Here is a 22,270-nt window from a genome sequence, read left to right as displayed (position 1 = left end):
TTTTTATGCCTGTCGCACTCCAAACCGAGGTCACTTTTGGGCGACATGCATTAGGATTTCCTCGGCCACCAACGCCTGCAATTCCCACAGATTGCGGTCGCGGATGCCGCAGGCTTCGAGGTGGCGGATGGTCTCGAACAGATATTCCGCGCCCGAGCCCCAATGGCCGACGGCCGTGGCCAGAGTCGCCGCGATCGCCTGCTTGTCGAGCTTGCCGGCATAACGCGGATTGGCCGGATCGACGACGAAGCCGAGCGCGCGGCATGAGCCGCCTTCGGTTCTGACCTGCAGCCAGCGCGGCACGTTGACGGCGGGCAGGATGGTCATCTCGCGGCGCAGCAGCGCTTCGAGGTTGGCCGCAATCGGTTCCGCGATCTCGAACACCATGCCCTGGCACTGGCCGCCACGATCGAGCGCCATCATCAGGCCGGGCTGCTCGACGGTGCCACGAAAACGCTGCACCGTGAAGCAGAACGACCGGTGCCAGCCCGTCGCCACCGCGCGTTCGCCACCTCTCACCTCGCCGACGGGTTTCCACAGCAGCGAGCCATAGGCAAACAGTTTCACAGGCCCGGCTGGAGCCGTGGCCAGCACCTCGTCGCGGATGCGCGCATAGTCGGCGTCGGTCATGTAGACCATGCCCGGCGTCGGCCCGGCATCCTCGACCGCGCGCATGGTGCGGGCAACGAGGTCCTCGGTCAGCGCCATCGGCGCCCTGCGCGGCGATACGGTGGTAATCGGCTTGTTCATTCTCGCACCCCAGGCATCGCCGCCATGTTGCCCAAGGCAAGGAGATTCTCAAGGGACGACCGGACGCGCGGACTAAAACCCTGAACGGCCACGCCCAACCGCCTGAAAGGATTCGTAAGTATCGACTATCCTACCGCCCCGGCGCCGCGCTCAATTCGCTGCGCCGCCAGGCGGCCGGCGAGATGCCCACCGAACGTTTGAACTCGCGCCCGAAATGATAGACGTCGCAGAAGCCGCAGGCCTCGGCAACTTCGGCCAGCGGCTGGTCGCCTTGCACCAGCAGCGACTGCGCCTGCATCAGCCGCTCGCGCATCAGCCACTGGTGCGGGCTGGTGCGCAGATGTTTCTGGAACAGCCGCCTTATCTGCGAGGCGCCGAGGCCGGTGACAGTGGCGAGATCCGATGCCGTCCAGGCGGAGCCGGGCGCGGTGCGCATCGCGTCGAGTGCGGCGGCAAGCGGCTTCGGCAGATCGTCATTGCCGGCGCCGTTCACCGCGCGGTCGACCAGAAGCAGGAATTCGGCGACCAGCTGGTTGAGGCGCAGGTCGAGCCCGGCGTCACGTCGCCGCAACGCCGCGAACAGTCGCTCGAACCACGGCGCCGGACCGGTGCCTTCCGTAAATACGGTCCGCAATATCCCTTCGCCAAACAATTTGCGCCGCAGGATGGCCGGATCGGGCCCGTCGAGCCTGAACCAGAGCAAGGTCCAGGGATCGGCCGGATCGGCCGCGTGCACATGCGGCGCCTCGTTGGCCATCCACACCAGCTGGTTGGCACGCACCTCCAGCCTTTGCCCCAGCGTCTCCACGAAACCCCGGCCCGACAGGCAATAGAGGATGTCCTGTCCGGGATAGACGGGCCGTTCGATGCGGTAATCGGGTGCGGCGGCGACCTTGCCGGCGCGCAGCACGCTGAACGCCGTGCGTGTCCATCCGGCCGCCGGCACATAGTGGAAACTCTCGAGAACCGACGTCTTTGCCATGATGCGCGTTTTATACAAAATGAGTGCCTTGCTGTCCATTTTGTTCGCTGTCCGGCGTCGCTATGGTCGCTCTCAAGAGGACGGGATTTCGGCGGCAGAGGCCGGATCCCCCGAGTTTTGCGGGCTTGCCAGGCGCCTTGCGCTGGCAGCGGCCCCGACAGACCAGGGAGGCAAGACGATGTTGGCGATGACCAAGCAGGAAACCGAGCTCTATGCCCGCGACGGGTACATTATCCGCAGGGGGCTGCTGAGCGTCGCGGAAGTGGAGGATTTCCGTGACCACGCCCGCAAGCAGCTCGAGGCCGAGAACAAGAGCGGCGCCGTGATGGCCAAGGGCGACAAGGAGGGCAAGACCACCCTTCTGAAGATGTGGACCAAGGCCGAAGACGACAAATACGGTCTTCTGGCCCGCGACGAGCGCATGGTCGATCTGGCCGAGGCCGCCGTCGGCAAGCCGATCTACCTCTACAGCCACAAGATGACGATGAAGCAGCCCAACGAGGGCGGCGCCTGGGAATGGCACCAGGATTTCGGCTACTGGTACAATTACGGCTGCCTGGCGCCGGAGATGATGAGCATCTATGTCGCGCTCGACAAGGCGACCCGCGAGAACGGCTGCCTGCAGGTGCTGAAAGGCACGCACAAGCTCGGCCGTCTCAATCACATCCGGGAGAACGACCAGACCAATGTCGAGCAGGAGCACCTGGATGCGGCGCTGAAGCGCTTCGAGCACATCTATGTCGAGATGGAAGCCGGCGACGCGCTGATCTTCGACGGCAATCTGCTGCACCGCTCCGATGCCAACCGTTCGGACACCTATCGCTGGGGCTACATCTGTTCCTACAACGCGGTCGAGAACGCGCCGTTCAAGAAGGTGCGCGACTACGGAAATTTTGACGAGATGCACAAGGTGCCGGCCGGCTCCTTCCGCAAGGCGTCCTGACGCTGCAAACACAGGGCATGGGCGGTCAGCCCCCGCCCCGGCCATGATCCAGGGAGCCGGCACCGGATTCCCGAAAAATCATGACCAAACAGGGAGATAGAGCCTGATCCTGAATCAATTCGGGACCGGCTCTGAAGCAACGGCCCGCGCACGAGCTCGGCTCGGGTCGATGAAACGGAGGAGTGGCCACGCTGGTGAGGACCGGCGGGCCACGCGCAGGGAGGATGCTGTATGGCCGATGCGGTCAGGACCGGCGCGCGCGCGCCAGCCACGGACCGGTTCACGATGGCGCGGCTGTTGCGGGCGCGCGAGGCAGGCGTGTTCATCGCGCTGCTCGTGCTGTGCCTGTTCCTGTCCTTCGCCACCGATGGATTCCTGACTTCGCTGAACCTGCTCAATGTCGGGCGCCAGATCTCCTTGCTCGGGATCATGGCGGTCGGCATGACGTTTGTGCTGATCGCCGGCGAGGTCGACCTGTCGGTCGGCTCGACCTACGCGTTCTCAGGCCTTGCCACCGGCATGCTGATCATTGCCGGCTGGGCGCTGCTGCCGGCGATCGGTGTCGGCTTGCTCACCGGCGTCGCCATCGGCCTCATCAACGGCGTGCTTTCCACCTATGGCCGCCTGCCCTCGCTGATCGCCACGCTCGGCATGCTGTCCATCGTGCGTGGTGCGGCCCTCATCCTGACCAACGGCCAGCCGGTGACCGTCAACGCTCGCAACGGCGCACTGCCCGAGGTTCTGCAGACCTTCTCCTTCATCGGCCAGGGCTACCTGTTCACCATCATCCCGATGCAGCTGGTGTTCTTCGTCATCGTCGCCGTGCTGGCCTGGATCGTGCTGTCCTTCTCCAATTTCGGCTTTCGGGTCTATGCCGTCGGCGGCAGCGCCAAGGCCGCGCGTGTCTCCGGCATCTCCGTCAACAAGGTCAAGATATCAGCCTTCATCCTGATGGGCGTGCTCGCCGCCCTCGCCGGCATTCTGGGCCTGGCCTTCCTGCCCTCCAGCCAGGCCGGGCGCACCGGGCTCGGCCTGGAGCTCGACGTCATCGCCGCCACCATCGTCGGCGGCGCCTCGCTGTCGGGCGGCGAAGGCACCATCCTCGGCACCATTCTGGGCGTGCTGATCATCGGCGTCATGCGCAACGGCCTGGTGCTGCTGGGCGTGTCGCCCTTCGTGCAGGAACTGATGATCGGCCTGGTCATCATCATCGCGGTCGGCATCGACAAATGGAGCACGCGCCGAACGGGTTAAGTGCAGAAAACAGAAGCAATCAGAACCAAAAAGGGAGGACTATCCATGAACATCAGACACGTCATTCTCGCAGCCACGCTCGGTCTGTTTCCGCTGTCGGCGCACGCCGAATCCAAGCTCGCCGATTTTACGCTGGCGCCTCGCATCAAGGCCAAGATCGATGCCGGCCAGCCGCTCGACATCTACGTTTCCTACCATGACGTCTCCAACGAATTCGCGCCGTTCATGAAGGCCGGCGTCGAGCGCGCCGCCAAGGAGGACAAGGTCGGCGCCCAGTTCATCGGTCCGGTCGGCGCCGATGCCGACGGCCAGATCTCGGAGATCGAGACGCTGATGGGCAAGATGGACGGGCTGGCGATCTCCTCCGTCTCCACCGACGCGTTGGCGCCGGTGATCGACCGCGTCATCGCCGCCGGCATCCCGGTCGTCACCTTCAACACAGACAACCCGGAGAGCAAGCGCCTGGCCTTCGCCGGCCAGGATCTCGTCCAGTCCGGCCGCGAGGCCGGCAAGCTGATGGCCAAGGTACTGGGCGGCAAGGGCAAGGTGATGATCACCACCATCGACGCCGCCGCGCAGTGGTCGCTCGACCGCGAGAAGGGCGCGCGTGAGGCGCTGAAGGCCGAATCCGGCATCGAGGTGGTCTCGACGCTCAACACCGGTACCGACCCGCAGAAGATCTATGCGGCGATCGAGAACGCCATGCTCGCCAATCCGTCGATATCAGGCGTCTTGTCGCTCGAATGCTGCTCGACACCCGCCGCAGGCACCTGGGTGGAACGCAACAAGGCCGCCGACAAGGTCAAGGTGGTCGGCTTCGACCTGCTCGACCAGACGGTGCAGCTGGTCCAGGACGGCAATGTGAATGCGACGATCGACCAGGCGCCGGAGAAGCAGGGCTTTGCCGCGGTCGACCTGATCGTGCAGTTCCTCAAGGGCCAGCCTATCAACAATGTCGACACCGGCGTCGGCATCTACACCAAGGAAAACATCGCCGAGGTGGCCAAGAAGTAACAAGCCCGCGTGAAGCGGCTGCCGGCCTTTGCCGGCAGCCGCTCGGCGCCAGCCAGCCAATGACAGAGCAACAGACCCCTGCCCCCATCGTCGAGATCTCCGGACTGACCAAGCGGTTCCCCGGCGTGCTGGCGCTCGACCGCATTTCCGTCGGCTTCCGCGCCGGCGAGGTGCATGCCGTCATCGGCGAGAACGGCGCCGGCAAATCGACGCTCATGAACATCCTGGCCGGCGACCTGCAGCCGGACGGCGGCGAAATCCGCATCGACGGCAGCCGCGCCACCATTGCCTCGCCGCTGGCCAGCCGCGCCGCCGGCATCACCGTGGTCTACCAGGAACTGGCGCTCTGCCCGACGCTGACCATCGCCGAGAACATCATGATGTCGGACATGGCGGCGCGCTCGCCGCTGTCCTTCGTGCCGCGCGACCAGATGCGGCGCGAGGCGCGCGCGGCACTGACGCGTCTCGGCATGAGCGCGCTCGATCCAGACACCAGAGTCTCACGCCTGTCGGTGGCCGAGATGCAACTGGTCGAGATCGCCGGCGCCATCCGCCAGCGCGCCCGCGTGCTGGTGCTCGACGAACCCAATTCGGCGCTGTCCAAGCGCGAAAGCGAGCGGCTGTTCGAGATCGTCAAGCAATTGCGCGGCGAAGGCGTCACCGTCATCTACGTCTCGCATCATCTCAAGGAAGTGCTCGATCTTGCCGACCGCGTCACCGTGATGCGCGACGGCCGCACCATCGAGACCATCCACAATGACGGCGTGTCGGAAGACCGGCTGATCCGCGCCATGGTCGGCCGCGATCTCGACACGGCGGCGCAATGGTCGCTGCAACCGGAAGCGCGCTCGGATGACGCGGCAATCGTGCTGTCTGTCGAAAAACTGACCGCGCCGGGGCTGGACAGGCTGAGTTTTCATGCCCGCGCCGGCGAAATCCTCGGCATTGGCGGCCTGCCGGATTCCGGCAAGGACATGCTGGGCGAAGCGCTGTTCGGCCTGTGCCAGCGCAGCGGCCGCGTCACCATAGACGGCAAGGAATTGCGCGCCGCCGACCCGCAAGCCTCGATCCGCAACGGCATGGCGCTGGTGCCGGCCGACCGGCGCGGCGCCGGTGCGCTGTTGTCGATGAGCGTCGCCAACAATGTCGTCTCAGCCTCGCTGCCGCGCTTCTCGATGGCCGGCTTCATGCGGCGTGGTGCCGTGCGCCGCGAGGCCCGCGCACAGGTCGCCCGGCTCGACGCGCGCATTTCACATCTGAGCCAAAAGCTGGCCACCTTGTCGGGCGGCAACCAGCAGAAAATCATCCTCGGGCGCAGCCTGGTCACCAACCCGCGCGTGCTGGTGCTGCACGAGCCGACGCGCGGCGTCGATGTCGGCGCCAAGGCCGAGATCTACGCCATTTTGCGCGGCATCGCCGGCGAAGGCGTGGCCGTGGTGATGATCTCGTCGGAGATCCCCGAGTTGATCATGAACGCCGAACGCGTTCTGGTGCTGCGCAATGGCGGCATATCGGGCGAGCTGACCGGAGCCGGCATCAACGAGGAAGCGATCCTGGCGCGCGCCATGGCGTCCTGAACGAGGCATTGATGAGCACACCCAGAATTACCATCGTCGGCAGTTTCGCGGTCGGCCTGACCATGCGGGCGCCAAAACTGCCGATCTTCGGCGAGACGATGCTCGGCACCGATTTCGACATGGGCGCCGGCGGCAAGGGCTCCAACCAGGCGGTGGCCACCGCAAGGCTGGGCGCACGTTCTGCGCTGGTCGCCATCATCGGCACCGACAAGCTGGCCGGCATCGCCACCGACCTCTATGCCGCCGAGGGCGTCGATGCGAGCCTGGTCACGACGAGAACCGAACGCGCCACCGGCGTCGGCTTCATCATCCTCAACGACAAGGGTGAGAACTTCATCATCCTCGACATGGGCGCCAACGAGCTGATGGATGCCGCGACCGTCGACGCGGCCGAAGAGCGCATCGCGCAAAGCGATGTCGTCATGACCGTGCTTGAAGTGCCGATCGCGGCCGCCGCCCGCGCCATGCAGCTTGGCCGCAAGCATGGCGCCCGCACCATCCTCAATCCGGCGCCGGCGCGCCAGCTTCCCGACACCATATTCGCCAATGTCGATTACCTCACCCCCAACGAGAGCGAATTGCGCATCCTGCTCGGTCTGCCGGCCGACGATCCGCGCTCCTCGCGCGAACTCGCCGGCGAACTCCGCCGCCGCGGCATGCGCAACGTGGTGGTCACCTTAGGCCGCAGCGGCGCGCTGATCCTCACCGACGAGCTCGACGTCATGGTGCCGGCCGTGCAGGTCGCCGTGGTCGACACCACCGGCGCCGGCGACGCGTTCAACTCCGGCTTCGCGGTGGCGCTGGCCGAAGGCCGCGACATCGTCGACGCGGTGCGCTTCGGCGTCGTCTGCGGCGGCATCGCCTGCACAAGGCTCGGCGTCATTCCGGGCCTGCCCGAGCGGGCACAGGCCGACGCGCTCTACGCCGAAGCAATGAAGACAACTTGGAAGGAAACGAGATGAACCGAAACCGGCTGCTCAACGCCGAACTGTCGCATGCCATCGCCTCGATGGGCCATGGCGATTTAATGATCGTCTGCGATGCGGGCTTTCCGATCCCGTCGAGCGCCTGGCGCATCGACCTTGCCATTTCGCCCGACGTGCCCGACCTCGAAACCGTGCTGGCGCCGATCGCCGCCAACCTGATCGCCGAGCGCGTCGGTTATGCCGACACGCTGCCGGTGCACAACGCGCCGCTGCTGGCCAAGCTGAAGCGGCTGTTTCCCGACGCCGATTTCGAGACCACGACGCACGAGACCATCCTCGGTGAGATGGCGGCCAAGGCCAAGGTCATCGTGCGCACCGGCGCCTTCGATCCGTGGGGCAACATCCTGCTCTATTCCGGCGTCGACGTGCCGGCCTGGTTCTCCAAGCCCGGCGTCGTCGCGCCCGACTACTATGCCAAGAAGCTGAAGGGCTGAGATGCCGCGCATCTTCGACTTCGGCGGCCGCGAGGTCGAGCGCAGCGTGACGGTCGCGAGCCTGAGGGCGCTCAAGGGCAGCGGCCGGCATGCCGCCCAGGTGACGGCCGAAACCGCCGAAGAGGCAGCGGCGGCCGAGGCCGCCGGCATCGAGATGGTGGTCTGCCGCGCCGCCAACGTGCCCCGCGTGCGCGAGGGATCGCGCCGTGTCTTCGTCACCGCCGCGCTCGGCTTCGCTGACGCGGTGACATCGGACGAAATCCTGCGCACCGCCTTCTCCGCCATCACATCGGGCGCCGACGCCGTCATCACCGGGCGCGGTCTCGATACCGTGCGTATGCTCGCCAACGAACAGATCCCCGTCATGGGCCATCTCGGCTTCGTGCCGCGCAAATCCACCTGGGTCGGCGGCATCAGGGCCGTCGGCAAAACATCAGCCGAGGCGCTCGACTTGTGGGACCGTTTTCGCCGGCTGGAAGACGCCGGTGCCTTCGCCGTCGAATGCGAGATCATCGCGGCGCAGGTGATGGCCGAGATCAACCGCCGCACCTCGCTGGTCACCGTGTCGCTCGGCTCGGGCACTAAGGCCGATGTAATCTTCCTGTTCACCTCGGACATTTGCGGCGAGAGCGCCCGCCTGCCCCGCCATGCGCGCGCCTGGGGCAATCTGGCCGTGTTGCAGCAAGCCGTCAGGGACGCGCGCGTCGAAGCGTTGTCGGGCTTCCGCAACGAAGTCGCCGGCGGCAGCTATCCCGCCGACGCCGAAGTCGCCGGCATCGAACAGACCGAACTTGACGATTTTCGCGAGCGGCTTGAGGCGGAACGAGATTAGACGGTCCCAGGGCGGACCATCCTCGCCACTCTACGACACCAGCGGCATCGGCACCTCGAGCCCTTCGATCAGCGCGTCGCGAAACAGCGCGATCGGGCGGCTCAGCCGTCCGGCCGGCGGGCGGTGCAGCAGCCATGCGCGCACTTGCGGCTTGAAGTCGGGGCAGTCGATCACCTCGACCGCATCGCGCCAGCGGCTGTCGGCGAAGGCGCCCGGCGTAACGATGCCGATGCCGTGGCCGCGCGCCACCAGCGACATTCTGAGGTCGACGCTGAGCGCCTCCACCCCGACCTGGAACGGCAGCCTGAGGGCGTCGAAACTCTGGCGGATGAAAGCGCGAAAACCACAGCCGTTTTCGTTCATCACCCAGGCAAAGCGCGACAGCGAGGCTAGATCGGCGGGCTTCGGCACACCGAGGCCGGGTGATGCGACCAGCAGCACCGACTGCACGCCGAGATCGTCGCAGACCAGTTCGTCGGGTGGCGCCAAACCCTCGGCGAGGCAGACCGCCACCGCGTCGAGTTCGCTGCGCGCCACCTGCTCCACCAGCCTCGGCGACCAACCGGAGGTGATGCGCAGGGTCAGCTGCGGAAAGGCAGCGCGCAGGCTGTCGAGCGGCAGCGCCAGGGCGGCATCGGAGAGATAGGGCATGATGCCCAGGCGGAACTCGCCCTTGACCTCGCCTTGCGGCGACACGCCGGCCCTAAGATCCTCGAGCGAACGCAGCACGCGCCGGCCATGCTCATAGGCCTCGCGGCCGGAGGCGGTCGGCTTCAACGGCTTCGACTGGCGGTCGAGCAGCGCTGTCGCCAGCCCGTCCTCAAGGTTCTGGATGCGCCGCGTCACGCCCGGCTGGGTAAGGTTGAGCCTTGCCGAGGCGCCGACGATCGAGCCGGTCTCCACCACGGCGATGAAGGCTTCGAGGTCATGGATATTCATGCGCATCTCGCATAATCATTATCGAATTGATTGAATTGTAGCATGATAATGCTTTGGCATAAAGTCCTCGCACGATATGCAAATCCTTGAGGACGTTATGCTCGATACCCCAGTGCTCGATACCAATGACGGCCGGATGGCCGGGCCGGCTGCGACCATCACCGGCCCACAGACGCTGCTGTTTGCCACCGCCGTCGGCATCATCGTCACCAACCTGTTCGCCCCGCAGACGCTGGTCGGCCTGATCGGGCCATCGCTCGGCGCCGGTGCCGCGAGCGTCGGCTTCGTCGCCATGGCCACCCTGCTCGGCTATGCCGCCGGCCTGTTCTTCCTGGTGCCGCTCGCCGACCTTGCCGAAAACCGCACCCTGATCCTGCGCATGCTGGCCGCGGCGGCATTGGCGGCTGGCGTCGCCACGATGGCGCCCACCGCCGTCTCGCTGCTGATCGTCCTGTTCGTCCTCGGCGCCGCCTGCTCGGCCATCCAGATCCTGGTGCCGATCGCCGCCTCGATGGCGCCGCCCGGCGAGGCCGGTCGCGTGATCGGTGATGTCATGAGCGGGCTGATGGTCGGCATCCTTTTGGCGCGGCCGCTGGCCAGCCTGATCGCCGATGCCTGGGGCTGGCGAGCCTTTTACGGACTCAGCGCCGCGGCCCTGGTCGTACTGGCTTGCGTGCTTGCCTTCGCCTTGCCCCGTCGGCGCCCGGCAGTGCGATCGTCCTATGGCGCGCTGATCGCTTCGCTGTTCGACCTGCTGCGCGACGAGCCGGTGCTGCGGCGCCGCGCGCTGACGGCGGCGCTGGTGATGGCAGCCTTCAGCCTGTTCTGGACGGCGGTGGCGCTACGCCTCGCCCAGCCGCCTTTCGACCTCGGCCAGCGCGGCATCGCGCTGTTCGCACTGGTCGGTGCCGGGGGTGCTGTGGTCACGCCCCTGTTCGGCCGCGCCGGCGACCGCGGCTGGACGCGCCCGGCGACCATCGCCTGCCATCTCGTGCTGATCGGCGCGGTGGCACTTGCGGCCTGGGCCGGCTCGGCTGAATCCGGAACCGGATGGTCGCTGGTGCTGATGGGCGCCAGCGCCGTGCTGCTCGACATCGGCGTCACCGGCGACCAGACGCTCGGCCGCCGCGCCGTCAACCTGCTGCAGCCGAACGCGCGCGGCCGTCTCAACGGCCTGTTCGTCGGCATCTTCTTCATCGGCGGCGCCGTCGGCTCGATGCTCGCCGGCATCGCCTGGGCCTGGGGTGGCTGGCCCGAGGTCTGCGCCATCGCCGCCGCCTTCGGCTTTGCCGCCCTGCTGGTCGACTGGATCGCCGGGCCGGAGTGACCGGCCGGAACCAGGCCTGCGAACCCCGCCATCATGTCGAGATTCCCTTGGCCGTGCCTAACGCTACGGAACGAGATCAAATCTGATGCGTTCTATGTGGTTGGGAGGGAGCCATGAACGATACGCCGGCAACGCCCATCGGCAGGCCGCTTTCGTCGGGCGAACTGGTCACCGTGATGTCGCATTTCCACCGCGCCGAGATTGCTCGCATGGCCGGTTGGCGCGACCGCCTCGACCGTACGAGCAATTGGGCAATCACCGTTGTCGCCGCCATGCTGTCGGTGTCGCTGTCGACGGCCAGTGCCCATCACGGCGTGCTGCTTTTCGCCATGCTGCTGGTGCTCCTTTTGTTGTGGATCGAGGCGCGCCGCTACCGCTTCTTCGATGTCTATCGCGCCCGTGTGCGCCAGTTCGAGCGCCACTATTTCGCTCAGATCTTCTCGCCGCAGCCGGACTTCGCTTCTGACTGGCTGCTGATTGTCGGCGAAAGCCTGCGCGCGCCGAAATTCCTGGTCTCGCAAAGGGTGGCATTGGCGCGGCGTTTGCGCCGCAACTACCTGCACATGATGCTGATCCTGCTCCTCGCCTGGATCCTCAAACTGTCGACGCCGAGCCTGATCGATCAAGCTGTGCCGCCCGGCTTTGTCGGCACATTGCGCGAGGCCGTCAGCGCCGCCGCCCTCGGTCCCATTCCGGGTGCAGCCATTGTCGCCGTGGTTGCGCTCCTCTACGCCGGCCTCCTGGCGGCTGCCTTCCTGACGCCTGGCGACGACGGCGAACTCTCCTTCGGCGACGTCCATGTTTAGAAAGAAGCGGTTGAAGAAAATCATTGTCAGACAATGAGATAAAGCCCCGACCTGATTCAGTTCCGAATGGGTGTTTGCGCATCCGCTTTGCAAATCGTCGCCCCGATGCCATTTCTATCCGAGGCTGCCGGGGACCGACTCACCGGCCGGAGGTATCAGTGACGCAGCGAAGCGGCAGCGCCGACCTGCCGCTGCATGGCGGGCGGGTTCCGAAATGGCTGGGCGATCGCATGACGCGCCTGGGCGCGGTGCTGTGCGAAGCCATCATCCACCACTATGGCCGCGACGAGTTGCTGCGCCGGCTGGCACATCCGTTCTGGTTCCAGTCCTTCGGTGCGGTGATGGGCATGGACTGGCATTCCTCCGGCATCACCACCAGCGTCATCGGCGCGCTGAAGCGCGGGCTGACACCGCTGTCGGGCGAACTCGGCATCCATGTCTGCGGCGGGCGCGGCACCCATTCGCGCAAGACGCCGCATGAACTCGAGGCGATCGGCGAGCGTGTCGGCTTCGACGGCAAGGCTCTGGCCACGGCCAGCCGGCTGGTCGCCAAGGTCGACAGCGCCGCCGTGCAGGACGGCTTCGATCTCTATCTGCACGGCTTCATCGTCACCGACGACAGCCATTGGGTGGTCGTCCAGCAAGGCATGAACGGCGACAGCAAACTGGCGCGCCGCTACCACTGGCTCTCGGAAGGCCTGAAAAGTTTTGTCGACGAGCCGCATGCGGCAATCGAGGGCGAGCGGCAGGGCGAGATCGTCAACCTCACCGATCACCGCGCCGAGGCCTCGCGCAGCGGCCAGCTGGATCTGTTGCGCCAACTCGGTCCAGACAGGATCGTGCACGAGTTTGCGGCCATCGAACCGTCGGCAAGGCCGCAATCCGCGCAGCCGATGCTGCCCAATCTGATCATGCCCGCCCATCATGATGTGCGCGAAAGCAATATCGTCATGCGCCGCCTGCACGGCAACATTTCCGCGGCGATCGAAAGCGGCCCGGCGGACTTTCCCGAACTGCTGCTGGTGCCCGGCGTCGGCGCGCGAACGGTGCGAGCGCTGGCGATGGTGGCCGAGGTCGTGCATGGCGCGCCGTGCCGCTTCTCCGACCCAGCGCGGTTCTCACTGGCGCATGGCGGCAAGGACCGGCATCCCTTTCCGGTGCCGCTGAAAGTCTATGACGAGACCATCGCGGTGATGAAATCGGCGGTCCGCAAGGCAAAGCTCGGCAATGAGGAGGAGCTTGGCGCCCTGCAACGGCTTGACGGCCAGTCGCGACGGCTGGAGCGCTACGTCACCGGGCCGAGCCTGAAGGAGATCGTCGCCGGTGAGTTCGACCGGTCGCACCAACTCGGCGGCCGCAGCGTCTTCGGCTGGGAACCGCCTCCCGCCGACGCCCCGGCGCCGTCCCAAGACTTTGTCAGTGACGATTTTGCCGGCAGCCCCAAAGACATAGGCGTCAAGCGACATTAGTGGATGGTTTGCACCACCGGCCCTAGAGCAATTCCAGGAAAAGTGTGAAACGGTTTTCCGTCCGGAATTGCGTCGAAACAAAGGGTTAGATGCCGAAAAACTGCTTGCCGATCATGTAGCCCAGCACCGCCGCGACAAGCGGGAACAGAGCTGGTGCGGCCTTGCTGAACATAGAGGCTTTGGCATCCTTTGGCGGCATGTAACGTGCGTTGCCGAGATTCTTGGTCATGGCTTGCCTTAGGTTCGGAATGATCATTAGCAGATGCTGATTAACGCATGGCCGCATTAACGGCCCAATAGGAAATCAGCTCGGATCAGATACAAATGCTAATGATCGGGGCGTGGGCCGGCAAAGAATGTGCTGCCCTGTTCAGCGGCGCTGAAAGAGATCCAGCATGACTGGCGCGCGTTGTTTCGCGCCAAGCGGGAAAAGACCGTTCTTGAACAAGAAGATGGCGTCGGACCTCGATTCAACGAATGAACGCCGTCCTATCCGCCGAGATAGAGCCGGTGCAATTCGTCCGGCGACTTGAGCAACTTCATGCAGTCGCCATCATGGACGACGCGGCCTCGGCGCATGACATAGGCGCGGTTGCCAATCGACAGCGCGAGGGCGGCGAACTGCTCGACCAGCAGCACCGCAAGTCCGTTGTCCGCAAGCTTGCGGACAGCCGTCATCAGCCGGGTGACGATAACCGGCGCCAGACCCGCCGACATCTCGTCGATCAACAGCACCTTGGGCCGCGTCAGCAAGGCGCGCGCGATGACCAGCATCTGCTGCTCGCCGCCCGACAGCAGGCTGGCCCTGACCGTGCGGCGCTGCACCAGCTCTGGGAACAGCGCATAGGCTTCGGCGATGTCGGCGGCCGGATGCAGACTGACCTTGAGGTTCTCTTCGGTCGTCAATTGCCGGAACACCGTGCGTCCCTGCTCGACATGGGCAAGTCCTTCGCGCGAGCGCACGCCCGGCCGGGCCTTGTGGATGTCGCGGCCATCGATGGCAATCGAGCCGCCGGCGACCGGGATGATGCCCGACAGACCTTCGAGCAGCGTCGTCTTGCCAGCACCATTGGCGCCGAGCACGACGCTGATGGCGCCGCTTTCGACCGATATGTCGACCGCCGACACGACGGGCAATTCGCTGCGGTTGATCGACAGGTTGGATACGACGAGCTTGCTCATGCGGCCACGCTCTCTTCCTCGATGCCGAGATAGGCTTTCTTCACCGAACCCTGATCGAGCACCTTGGCCGGCGGGCCGGATGCGATGACGCGGCCGAAGTCAAGCACGGTGACATCAGAGCACACCGCCCGCACCAGATCCATGTCGTGTTCGACCAGCAGCACCGCCGAGCCGAACAGTTTTGGAATCTCGGCGATGCGTTGCCCGAGCCGCACGGTCTCCTCATGCGACTGACCGGCGGCCGGCTCGTCGAGCAGCACCACAGCCGGGCGCGCCGCGACCACCCCGGCGACGTCGAGCAAGCGCCTGGTGCCGGCGTCGACCGAGACAACAAGCGTCTCCGGATCGGGACAATCCAGCCAGCCGAGGATCGCTTTTGTCTCGCTCGCCGACAGGCCCTTGGCGGCCAGCGCCAGATAGCCGCCGACGGTGAGTTCCGGCGCAATGCGGTTGGTCTGCCATGTGCGGCGCACACCCTCGCGGGCGCGCAGATGCGCCGGCATCCCTTCGAGCGGCTTGCCGCCGAGCGTGATGCTGCCCTCGTATCTCGACAGGAAACCGGCGACGGCGTCGATGAAGGTCGACTTGCCGGCGCCGTTGGGGCCGATCAGCCCGGCGACGGTGCCGGCGGCCACCGTCAGGCTGACGCCGTCGAGCGCCACGACGCTGCCATAGCGCACCGTGAGCTTGTCGATGCTAAGCGCGGGGCCAGCCGGGCGCACAACCGCCGCCGGCAGGTCGCTTGCCGGCACTGAGGCGGCCACCTTCACGCGCGCCGGCAACAGTTTGCGCAATTGCCGACGAAAGGTCTCGCTCATCGTCTCGCCCGTCGACAGCGCCTGCGTGGCGCCGATGGCAAACAGCACATTGCCGATGTCCTGCGGCAGGTCGAGCCGGCGCAGGATTTCCGGGAACATGACGACCAGCAGGCCGCCGATGATGGCGCCTTCGGCGAAATGCGCGCCGGTCATCACCGCCACGGCATACAAGGAAAGCGACTGCATCATGCTGAAGTTTTCCGAGACCAGCGTGCCGAGATAGCCGGCCAGCAGCCCACCCGAAATGCCGGCGACGAAGGCTGAGATGGCGAAGGCCGACAGCTTGGCGGTGGCGATGCTGACGCCATGCGCGGCCGCGGCGCGTTCGGAGTGCCGCACCGCCAGCCAGGAGGCGCCGAGCCGAGAGCGGCTGAGGAATTCCAGCGCGACCGCGATGACCACGTAAAACAGCAGAACGAAGACGAAATAGCCCTCGTCGCTGTCGAACAGCTCCGGCCGCGGCACCTGCAGGAAGTCGGTCTGGCCGGGATAGGTCATGGTCGCCAGGATGGTGTCGAAAGCGGTGGCGAAGGACAGCGTGACGATGGCAAGGTTGATGCCGCGCAGCCTGAGCGCCGGCAGGCCGATGGCAACCCCGAGCGGCACCGCCGCCATCCCGCCGATGAAGATCCAGACGGCCAGGCCGCCCGGCGCCTCGGTAAGGTTGAGATAGCCGACGGTCCAGGCGCCGACGCCGGCAAACGACATCTGGCAAAGCGCGATCATGCCGGTGCGGCCGGCAACCAGGCCAAGGCTCTGCAGCGCCACGCCGGTGATCAGCACCGAGGTGGCCAAAAACACCCAGTAGGACGGCAGCAGCCCGGCGATGATGCCGCCGAGGAGGATCGCCGCGACGACGACCACCATGGATGCCCGAATGCTAGCGCGCTTCATCCCAGCGGGCCTCCCGTTGCGACCACAAGAGAACGGCAAGCACGACCAGGAACGGGATGGCGCTGCGGTACTGGCTGATGCTGTCGACCGAACTTGCCATGCCTTCGACGAGGCCAAGCACGATGCCGCCGGCCAGCGTCCGCCAAAAACTGCGGAACAGGCCGACAAGGGCCGCGGCCAGCGCCGGTACGGCCAGCAGGCTGAGCGTCATGAAATTCGGCGAGCGCTGCGGCGCGATGATCATCAGCGCGAAGGTGGTGAAAGCGCCGGTCATGCCCCAGACCAGCAGCGACAAAAGCTGCACCCTGATGCCGAGCAGTTCGGCCGCCATCGGCCGGTCGGCCAGGGCGCGCAGATTGAGCCCGACCTTGGTGTTGTTGAGGAACAGGTCGGCGAGGATGGTGAACAGCGCCGCCAGCCCGATCGTCAGCACCGAAGCGATCGTCACCTCGACGCCGGCCATACGGAAGGCGGAGCCGGGAAACAGCTCGGGCATGTTGTGCGGATGCTGGCCGCCGGTGAGCCGCAGCCCGATGGCGATGATGCCGACCAGCAGCGCCACGGTGACCGCCGCCTTGGTCGAAGCGCTGGCCTCGCCAAACCATCTGGTCATGATGTAACCGATCAGAACGCCGACCACCGTGCCGGCCGCTATACCGGCGACCACCGACGGCCAGATCGGGAAACCGGCTTCGTAGAGCGCGATAAGCACGAAGGTTCCGGCCGTGCCGATCGCGGCGCCGGTGAAATTGACCACGGCGACCAGCCGGTAGGTGAAGACGGCGCAGACGCCGAGCAGGGCATAGGTGCCTCCGGCTGTCAGCCCCGCCACGGCGGATGTGAGCAATGCGTTCATCAGATATCCTGGATTGGAAAATGAGCGGCGGGTCCGCCGCCCTGTAGAGGCCAGCGCCGCCCCTCAATGCTGGCCGGACGCTCTCCCCGTATGGAGACAAAGAGAGGTCCGGTCGGCCGATGAGGGGCGGCGCCAACGCCCGGGAGGATGCTCACTTGGCCTGCGGCAGCACGACCCAGTCCGGCGTCTCGACCGTCCAGGCGCCCTTTTCCAGCTTCATCACCTTGGTCGCCTGCATCGGCGAGTGGACCTTGGCGGTGCCGAAAACGTAAGCGCTGCCGGACAGCGGATTGGCGATCGGCTGCATCTCGTGCAACGCCTTGGTCACGCTCTCGCGCGTCACCTCGCCGTCAATCGACGCCACCACCTTGAGGAACAACTGGGCGGCGAGATAGCCGCCTTGCGAGAAGGCGGTCAGCGGCCGGCCGGCCTTCTGCATGTCGGCGGCCCATTGCGCGTTGGCGGCCGAGCTCTTCTCGGTGAAGGGTTCCCATTCGGTGCCGACATAGATCGGCTGCCTGGTGTCGGCGAGCGCCGAGGCGACCTGCTCGGTATAGCCCGGCGCCAGGAACAGCCAGTTGATGCCGGTGATCTTCTGCGCGTCGACGGTCTTGATCAGCTGCACCACTTGCGGCTCGACCTGGTTGGTCAGCACCGCGTCGCAGCCGGCATCGCGCGCCTTGATGACATAGGGCGTCAGGTCGCCCTGGAAGGGCAGTGTCAGGTCGATGAGATGGATCTTCTTGCCGGAAATCTTTTCCCAGTTCTCGATCGCCTTCTTGTAGGCTTCCCGGGTGCCGCCGATGATAATGAAGAAGGCGCACAGCTTCTCGCTCTTCAGTTGGTTGGTGGCGTACCAGGCCATCGCCGTCGACAGCGTGTAGGGGCCGACATTGACCGGCGCCACATTGGGCGAGGAGAAGCAGGCGGCATCGACACCGAGGCCCTGCACCGACAGGATCTTCTTGCGGCTGTAGGTGGCGGAATTGACGGCGCAGTCGAGCAGGCTGCCCGAGCCGACCAGCGCCACTGCCTCCTTGTTGTCGATCAGATCGCGCGCGGCCTGCGCGGCAACCGCCGGGTCGGCCTTGTCGTCGGCGATCGTGTAGTCGATCTTGCAGCCATTGATGCCGCCGGCGGCATTGACGGCATCGAAGGCCGCCTGGGTCGCCTTGGGCACTTCACTGAAATCGGCGGGACCGGTGATGGTCGACACCGCGCCGACCTTGATCGTTCCGTCCTTGCAGGTCGGGCCGGCGGCGGACGCCGTCCCGGCCATCGCACCAAGGCTCAATCCGGCAAAAACTGCCGCGAGCAGGCTGGATTTCCATTGCATGTCAGTCACTCCCCTGTTTTTCCTGATTCATTTTCTGATCATGCGGCGGCGCGCGTTGGCGCCCTGATGCTGGCGGCGTCGATGGAAGCGAATTTCGTCAACGTGCGCGCGATCGTCTCGCGCTCGATATCGCGCACGATGAACACCAGCCGCGTGCGCCGGTCGGCCGACGGCCAGGCATCGAGCCGCACCGGCGGGTGGAAGACATGCTGCACGCCATGCAGGACGAGCGGCTGCTCCGGCTGGTCGGTGACATGCACAAGCCCCTTGAGGCGCAGCAGGTCCTCGCCCTTCAGCGCTGAGACATAATCGAGCCAGCGCGCGAAGGCCGTCCACTCGACCGGTTCGTCGATGACGAAGCTGTATGACTGGATGCCGTGATGGGCGTGACCATGGGCATGGTCATGTGCGTGATCGTGGGCACAGTCCGCGCCGCACGCCTGCTCCGCGGCCGGCCTATCCAGCCAGGCGGCCATCCCTTGGGGATCGCCAAGATGCTTGATATCCATGATGTCGAAATCGGCCTCGCCATTATGCGCCAGGCTTTGCCCCGCTGTCGGCGCGAGGACGGCCAGCCGGCGCTGCAATTCGCTTAAGTGCTCCGCTGAAACCAGATCGGTCTTGGTGACCAGAAGCCGGTCTGCGACCGCGACCTGCTTGGCCGCTTCCGCATGCCGGTCGAGCGTCGACCCGCCATTGACCGCATCGACCGTGGTGACGACGCCGGCGACAAAATAGCGGCCGGCAAGTTCCGGCTCGGCCATCAGCGTGTGCAGGATCGGTGCGGGATCGGCCAACCCCGTCGTCTCGATGACGACATGGGTCAGGTCAGGCACTTCGCCGGCGCGGCTGCGCCGGTCGAGCTCCTTCAGCGTCGCCACCAGATCGCCGCGCACCGTGCAGCAGACGCAGCCATTGTCGAGCAGCGTGAATTGCTCTTCGCTCGCCTCGATCAGCAGATGGTCGAGGCCGATGGCGCCGAACTCGTTGATGATGACGGCGGCCCCGGCAAGCGACGGCCGGCGCAGGAGGCGGTTGAGCACCGTGGTCTTGCCCGAGCCGAGAAAGCCGGTGAGGATCGTCACCGGAATGGCGAGGAGAGGATCAGCTCCGCTCATAGACCACCCTCCCCTCGAACCAGGTGGTCAGCACCTTGGTGTCGGCGATGTCGTCGGCCGGTATGTCGAGCACGTTGCGGTCGAGTTTTATGAAGTCGGCCGACTTGCCGATCTCGATCGAGCCGACCGTGTCGGCAAGGCCGATGGCGCGGGCCGAGTTGATGGTGAAGATTTCGAGCGCAGTCGCGACATCCAGCGCCTGCTCCGGCCAAAGGGCTGCGCCCTTGAATTCACCGCTCGGGTTGCGGCGCGTCACCAGTCCCTCGATGCCGTCCCAGGGATCGGGGTTGGGCATGACCGGCCAGTCCGAACCACCGGCCAGCAGCGCGCCGGCCTCGAGCAGATCCTTGTTGGGCCAGAAACGCAGCGCGCGCGCCTCGCCCATCGTCTGCTTGTGGCCTTCGAGGAAGCTGGTCGGATACCACAGGAACGGCGACAGATCGGCGGCGACGCCAAGCTCGGCGAAGCGGGCAATGTCATCGGGCGCGATGTAGCTGGCATGCGCGATGTGGTGGACCAGCTTGGTCGGGCCGTTGAACGAGCGCACGACGTCGATGGCGTCGAGCGCCTGGCTGACGGCGGCGTCACCGGCGCAGTGGATTTTGACGCCGAGCCCAAGCTTTTCGCATTTGCCGACCCAGCGGATCAGGTCCGGCACGGTGACGATGGTCGAGCCGCGAAAGCAGCAGCCGAGGATCGGATCGTCCGTATACGGCTCGTGGAAGGCGGCGGTGCGCGCGCCCGGCACACCGTCGAGGAACACCTTGACGAAATCCGGTCTCGCATGGGCGCTGCGATACTGGTCGCGCAGCGCGATCAGCTCGTCGCCGGCGATGCCGAACATGAAGGACGGCTCGACCGCCGGCATCGCCGATACCGACCACGCGGTCAGCTCGCCGCGATCGTCGAGACCCTTCAGTGCGGCCAGGATCGGCTGCATGGCGGCAGCGTCGAGGAAGGCGGTGACACCATAGGAGTTGAGTGTGGCGATCGACTGCGCCATCGCCGCCCGGTCCATCTCCTCGGTATAGTGGCCGGATCTGGCGATGGTGCTCTCGACGATGCCGGCGGCGGATTCGATCATCATGCCGGTTGGCGCCCCGGTGGCCGGATCGCGGCCGATCGACCCCTTTTCCGGATCCGGCGTGTCGGCGGAAACGCCGGCCAGACGCAGCGCCGGCGAGTTGATCCAGCGGTTGTGGTAGGTGTCGTCGCGCAGCATCACAGGCCGGCCCTGGCTGGCCATGTCGAGCGCCGCCAGCGCCTCCAGCGTGTTCAGCTTCGGCAAGAGGTCGCTGCCCCACTGACCACCGATGATCCACGATGTTTCCGGTACCTTGGCGGCTGCCTCGGCGACGCGCGCGATCAGCGTCTCGAAGCTGGCGGTCGGCGGGAAGCGCAGTTCGAACAGCTCCGCCTGGCCGCCCATCATCAGATGCGCATGCACGTCGACAATGCCCGGCATCAGCATGGCGCCTTGGAGGTCGACAATGCGCGTCTCCGGACCCGTCAGGTCCGCAATCGCATCCGCCTCGCCCACCGCCACGATGCGCCCGCTTTTGACAGCCACCGACGAGGCCCATGGCCGCTGGCGATCCAGCGTGTAGATGCGGCCATTGGTCAGAACCAGATCGGCACTTCTCTCGGGCATTTCGTCTCTCTCCTCACGTCGCCGCCGGTTGCGCCCGGCTCTACGGCGATTTCGGCATTGCGCGCATCGCCTTGCGCGGCCGCAATCCATCTTGTTTTTTGCGTTCCCGTCCTGGTTCATCATATGAACCGGTGTTTTGTATGTTATAGCCAGACTGCAAGGCGCAAGCGCCGCTGTCAAGTTAATTCACACGCTAAGTATCTCGGAGATTTCCGCAATGAGCACGGTCGGCAAGGCGATTTCGCTGCTGGAGCATTTCACGCTGAAGGAGCCGGAAATCGGCCTCTCCGACATTGCCCGCAAGTCGGGCCTCGACAAGGCCACGGCGCGGCGCCTGCTGGTGGCGCTGGCCGAGCACCGGCTGATCGAGCAGGAACCGCTCAGCCGCCGCTACCGTCTCGGCGCCGGCCTGTCGCGGCTCGCCCGCATGCGCGACGCGCATCTGCCCTTCGTGCGCGTCGCGGCACCCTTCGTGCGGGAACTGGCGCTGGAAACCGGTGAGACCGTGCATCTGTCGGAGTTCAGTGCCGGCGCGCTGCTTACCGTGCATGTCGAGCTTTCGGCCAAAGCCAACCGCGTCAGCGTCGATGTCGGCCAGATCCTGCCGCTGCACGGCACGGCTTCCGGCATCGCCTTCCTCGCCTTCTCGCGCCCGCAGACGATGGAGGCCTGTTTCGGCAAGCCGCTGACCGCCTTCACCCCCCACACCATGACCAGCCGCGACAAGGTGATGGGCGCCGTGCGGTTGGCCTCAACGCGTGGCTATTCGCGCAGCGCCCAGGGCTATGAGGAAGGCGTGCACTCGGTCGCCGCACCCATCCTTGGCTCCGATGGGTTTCCCCTCGGCACGCTGGCCGTGGCTTCGCCGGTATCGCGCATCGACGACGCCATTGCCGACAGCCAGGGACAGGCCGCGTGCGAGGCCGGCCGCAAGATCTCTGCCCACCTCACCGGCGAACAGTGGCATGCGTCTGTCCCGTTGCGGCAGAGATAATGATCATATTAAATTCCTGAACGTTGCATCGGGGCATGTCCCCGCGCCACAATCCCGCGACAAGACGGGAAAGCTGTTTTGGAGGAGGAAACAAATGCACGCTGCCCC

Annotated in this window: 20 protein-coding genes and 1 pseudogene; 11 read left to right on the top strand and 10 right to left on the bottom strand. The window is 65.8% G+C overall.

Annotation, left to right across the window (positions count from 1 at the left end; genetic code table 11):
* Window positions 1-30 precede the first annotated feature (30 nt).
* Together HB777_05105 and HB777_05100 are read right to left on the bottom strand one after the other, a co-directional pair.
* Window positions 31-750, bottom strand: a complete 720-nt coding sequence (locus HB777_05105; protein QND63347.1) for a gamma-glutamylcyclotransferase — start codon at window positions 748-750, stop codon at window positions 31-33.
* Between the two features lie 130 nt (window positions 751-880).
* A complete protein-coding gene (locus HB777_05100; protein QND63346.1) occupies window positions 881-1,771 on the bottom strand; it encodes an AraC family transcriptional regulator in 891 nt (296 codons plus the stop codon).
* A gap of 139 nt (window positions 1,772-1,910) precedes the next feature.
* Here HB777_05100 and HB777_05095 point away from each other — a divergent pair, with 139 nt between their 5' ends.
* The 7 genes from HB777_05095 (at window position 1,911) to HB777_05065 (ending at window position 8,772) form a co-directional block, all read left to right on the top strand.
* A complete protein-coding gene (locus HB777_05095) occupies window positions 1,911-2,675 on the top strand; it encodes a phytanoyl-CoA dioxygenase family protein (GenBank protein QND63345.1) in 765 nt (254 codons plus the stop codon).
* Window positions 2,676-2,906: 231 nt separating this feature from the next.
* On the top strand, window positions 2,907-3,929 hold the full coding sequence (locus tag HB777_05090) for an ABC transporter permease (GenBank protein QND63344.1): 1,023 nt from the start codon (window positions 2,907-2,909) through the stop codon (window positions 3,927-3,929).
* A 45-nt stretch (window positions 3,930-3,974) separates the two neighbouring features.
* Window positions 3,975-4,943: a substrate-binding domain-containing protein gene (locus tag HB777_05085; GenBank protein ID QND63343.1), complete on the top strand. Its 969-nt coding sequence runs from the start codon at window positions 3,975-3,977 to the stop codon at window positions 4,941-4,943.
* A gap of 59 nt (window positions 4,944-5,002) precedes the next feature.
* The gene (locus tag HB777_05080; GenBank protein QND63342.1) at window positions 5,003-6,520 is read left to right on the top strand and encodes a sugar ABC transporter ATP-binding protein; all 1,518 of its coding nucleotides are present in this window, start codon (window positions 5,003-5,005) and stop codon (window positions 6,518-6,520) included.
* A gap of 11 nt (window positions 6,521-6,531) precedes the next feature.
* Window positions 6,532-7,482, top strand: coding sequence for a ribokinase (locus tag HB777_05075; protein QND63341.1), 951 nt, complete (start codon window positions 6,532-6,534; stop codon window positions 7,480-7,482).
* On the top strand, window positions 7,479-7,940 hold the full coding sequence (gene rbsD, locus HB777_05070) for a D-ribose pyranase (GenBank protein QND63340.1): 462 nt from the start codon (window positions 7,479-7,481) through the stop codon (window positions 7,938-7,940). The genes HB777_05075 and rbsD overlap by 4 nt, the downstream gene beginning before the upstream one ends.
* A gap of 1 nt (window position 7,941) precedes the next feature.
* Window positions 7,942-8,772, top strand: a complete 831-nt coding sequence (locus HB777_05065; protein QND63339.1) for a ketopantoate hydroxymethyltransferase — start codon at window positions 7,942-7,944, stop codon at window positions 8,770-8,772.
* 30 nt (window positions 8,773-8,802) lie between these two features.
* On the opposite strand, the gene HB777_05060 is transcribed toward HB777_05065, so the two are convergent.
* Window positions 8,803-9,711 carry a LysR family transcriptional regulator gene (locus tag HB777_05060; GenBank protein ID QND63338.1) on the bottom strand — a complete coding sequence of 303 codons (909 nt, stop codon included), beginning with the start codon at window positions 9,709-9,711 and terminating at the stop codon, window positions 8,803-8,805.
* A 136-nt stretch (window positions 9,712-9,847) separates the two neighbouring features.
* Between HB777_05060 and HB777_05055 the strand changes: the two genes are divergently transcribed.
* The 3 genes and pseudogenes from HB777_05055 (at window position 9,848) to HB777_05045 (ending at window position 13,235) form a co-directional block, all read left to right on the top strand.
* On the top strand, window positions 9,848-11,038 hold the full coding sequence (locus HB777_05055; protein QND68660.1) for an MFS transporter: 1,191 nt from the start codon (window positions 9,848-9,850) through the stop codon (window positions 11,036-11,038).
* A gap of 113 nt (window positions 11,039-11,151) precedes the next feature.
* Window positions 11,152-11,844 (top strand): DUF2270 domain-containing protein, encoded by a 693-nt coding sequence (locus tag HB777_05050; protein QND63337.1) that lies wholly within the window; start codon window positions 11,152-11,154, stop codon window positions 11,842-11,844.
* A gap of 158 nt (window positions 11,845-12,002) precedes the next feature.
* A pseudogene (locus HB777_05045) lies at window positions 12,003-13,235 on the top strand (DUF763 domain-containing protein).
* A gap of 163 nt (window positions 13,236-13,398) precedes the next feature.
* On the opposite strand, the gene HB777_05040 reads toward HB777_05045, so the two are convergent.
* The 7 genes from HB777_05040 to HB777_05010 form a co-directional block, all read right to left on the bottom strand.
* A complete protein-coding gene (locus HB777_05040; GenBank protein QND63336.1) occupies window positions 13,399-13,542 on the bottom strand; it encodes a hypothetical protein in 144 nt (47 codons plus the stop codon).
* Window positions 13,543-13,802: 260 nt separating this feature from the next.
* On the bottom strand, window positions 13,803-14,495 hold the full coding sequence (locus HB777_05035; protein QND63335.1) for an ABC transporter ATP-binding protein: 693 nt from the start codon (window positions 14,493-14,495) through the stop codon (window positions 13,803-13,805).
* Complete coding sequence (locus tag HB777_05030; GenBank protein QND63334.1) at window positions 14,492-16,207, bottom strand: branched-chain amino acid ABC transporter ATP-binding protein/permease; 1,716 nt, start codon at window positions 16,205-16,207, stop codon at window positions 14,492-14,494. The genes HB777_05035 and HB777_05030 overlap by 4 nt, the downstream gene beginning before the upstream one ends.
* On the bottom strand, window positions 16,194-17,063 hold the full coding sequence (locus HB777_05025) for a branched-chain amino acid ABC transporter permease (GenBank protein QND63333.1): 870 nt from the start codon (window positions 17,061-17,063) through the stop codon (window positions 16,194-16,196). Before HB777_05025 ends, HB777_05030 begins: the two co-directional genes overlap by 14 nt.
* 151 nt (window positions 17,064-17,214) lie before the next feature.
* Complete coding sequence (locus HB777_05020; protein ID QND63332.1) at window positions 17,215-18,399, bottom strand: ABC transporter substrate-binding protein; 1,185 nt, start codon at window positions 18,397-18,399, stop codon at window positions 17,215-17,217.
* A 38-nt stretch (window positions 18,400-18,437) separates the two neighbouring features.
* On the bottom strand, window positions 18,438-19,517 hold the full coding sequence (locus tag HB777_05015) for a GTP-binding protein (GenBank protein ID QND63331.1): 1,080 nt from the start codon (window positions 19,515-19,517) through the stop codon (window positions 18,438-18,440).
* Entirely contained in the window at window positions 19,504-21,168 is a 1,665-nt protein-coding gene (locus HB777_05010; GenBank protein ID QND63330.1) for an amidohydrolase, read from the bottom strand. The genes HB777_05015 and HB777_05010 overlap by 14 nt, the downstream gene beginning before the upstream one ends.
* Before the next feature lie 217 nt (window positions 21,169-21,385).
* Here HB777_05010 and HB777_05005 point away from each other — a divergent pair, with 217 nt between their 5' ends.
* Complete coding sequence (locus tag HB777_05005; GenBank protein ID QND63329.1) at window positions 21,386-22,162, top strand: IclR family transcriptional regulator; 777 nt, start codon at window positions 21,386-21,388, stop codon at window positions 22,160-22,162.
* Window positions 22,163-22,270 lie beyond the last annotated feature (108 nt).

Origin of the sequence: Mesorhizobium loti, from assembly GCA_014189435.1 — a bacterium.
Classification (GTDB): domain Bacteria; phylum Pseudomonadota; class Alphaproteobacteria; order Rhizobiales; family Rhizobiaceae; genus Mesorhizobium; species Mesorhizobium loti_G.
The sequence above is the reverse complement of the archived record's forward strand: the minus strand, read 5'-3'. Positions and strand labels throughout refer to the sequence as shown.

Excerpts from the sequence above, each read along its gene's own strand:
- HB777_05105 (QND63347.1), bottom strand. The coding sequence starts at position 750 with ATGAACAAGCCGATTACCACCGTATCGCCGCGCAGGGCGCCGATGGCG.
- HB777_05100 (QND63346.1), bottom strand. The coding sequence starts at position 1,771 with ATGGACAGCAAGGCACTCATTTTGTATAAAACGCGCATCATGGCAAAG.
- HB777_05095 (QND63345.1), top strand. The coding sequence starts at position 1,911 with ATGTTGGCGATGACCAAGCAGGAAACCGAGCTCTATGCCCGCGACGGG.
- HB777_05090 (QND63344.1), top strand. The coding sequence starts at position 2,907 with ATGGCCGATGCGGTCAGGACCGGCGCGCGCGCGCCAGCCACGGACCGG.
- HB777_05085 (QND63343.1), top strand. The coding sequence starts at position 3,975 with ATGAACATCAGACACGTCATTCTCGCAGCCACGCTCGGTCTGTTTCCG.
- HB777_05080 (QND63342.1), top strand. The coding sequence starts at position 5,003 with ATGACAGAGCAACAGACCCCTGCCCCCATCGTCGAGATCTCCGGACTG.
- HB777_05075 (QND63341.1), top strand. The coding sequence starts at position 6,532 with ATGAGCACACCCAGAATTACCATCGTCGGCAGTTTCGCGGTCGGCCTG.
- rbsD (QND63340.1), top strand. The coding sequence starts at position 7,479 with ATGAACCGAAACCGGCTGCTCAACGCCGAACTGTCGCATGCCATCGCC.
- HB777_05065 (QND63339.1), top strand. The coding sequence starts at position 7,942 with ATGCCGCGCATCTTCGACTTCGGCGGCCGCGAGGTCGAGCGCAGCGTG.
- HB777_05060 (QND63338.1), bottom strand. The coding sequence starts at position 9,711 with ATGAATATCCATGACCTCGAAGCCTTCATCGCCGTGGTGGAGACCGGC.
- HB777_05055 (QND68660.1), top strand. The coding sequence starts at position 9,848 with ATGGCCGGGCCGGCTGCGACCATCACCGGCCCACAGACGCTGCTGTTT.
- HB777_05050 (QND63337.1), top strand. The coding sequence starts at position 11,152 with ATGAACGATACGCCGGCAACGCCCATCGGCAGGCCGCTTTCGTCGGGC.
- HB777_05040 (QND63336.1), bottom strand. The coding sequence starts at position 13,542 with ATGACCAAGAATCTCGGCAACGCACGTTACATGCCGCCAAAGGATGCC.
- HB777_05035 (QND63335.1), bottom strand. The coding sequence starts at position 14,495 with ATGAGCAAGCTCGTCGTATCCAACCTGTCGATCAACCGCAGCGAATTG.
- HB777_05030 (QND63334.1), bottom strand. The coding sequence starts at position 16,207 with ATGAAGCGCGCTAGCATTCGGGCATCCATGGTGGTCGTCGTCGCGGCG.
- HB777_05025 (QND63333.1), bottom strand. The coding sequence starts at position 17,063 with ATGAACGCATTGCTCACATCCGCCGTGGCGGGGCTGACAGCCGGAGGC.
- HB777_05020 (QND63332.1), bottom strand. The coding sequence starts at position 18,399 with ATGCAATGGAAATCCAGCCTGCTCGCGGCAGTTTTTGCCGGATTGAGC.
- HB777_05015 (QND63331.1), bottom strand. The coding sequence starts at position 19,517 with ATGAGCGGAGCTGATCCTCTCCTCGCCATTCCGGTGACGATCCTCACC.
- HB777_05010 (QND63330.1), bottom strand. The coding sequence starts at position 21,168 with ATGCCCGAGAGAAGTGCCGATCTGGTTCTGACCAATGGCCGCATCTAC.
- HB777_05005 (QND63329.1), top strand. The coding sequence starts at position 21,386 with ATGAGCACGGTCGGCAAGGCGATTTCGCTGCTGGAGCATTTCACGCTG.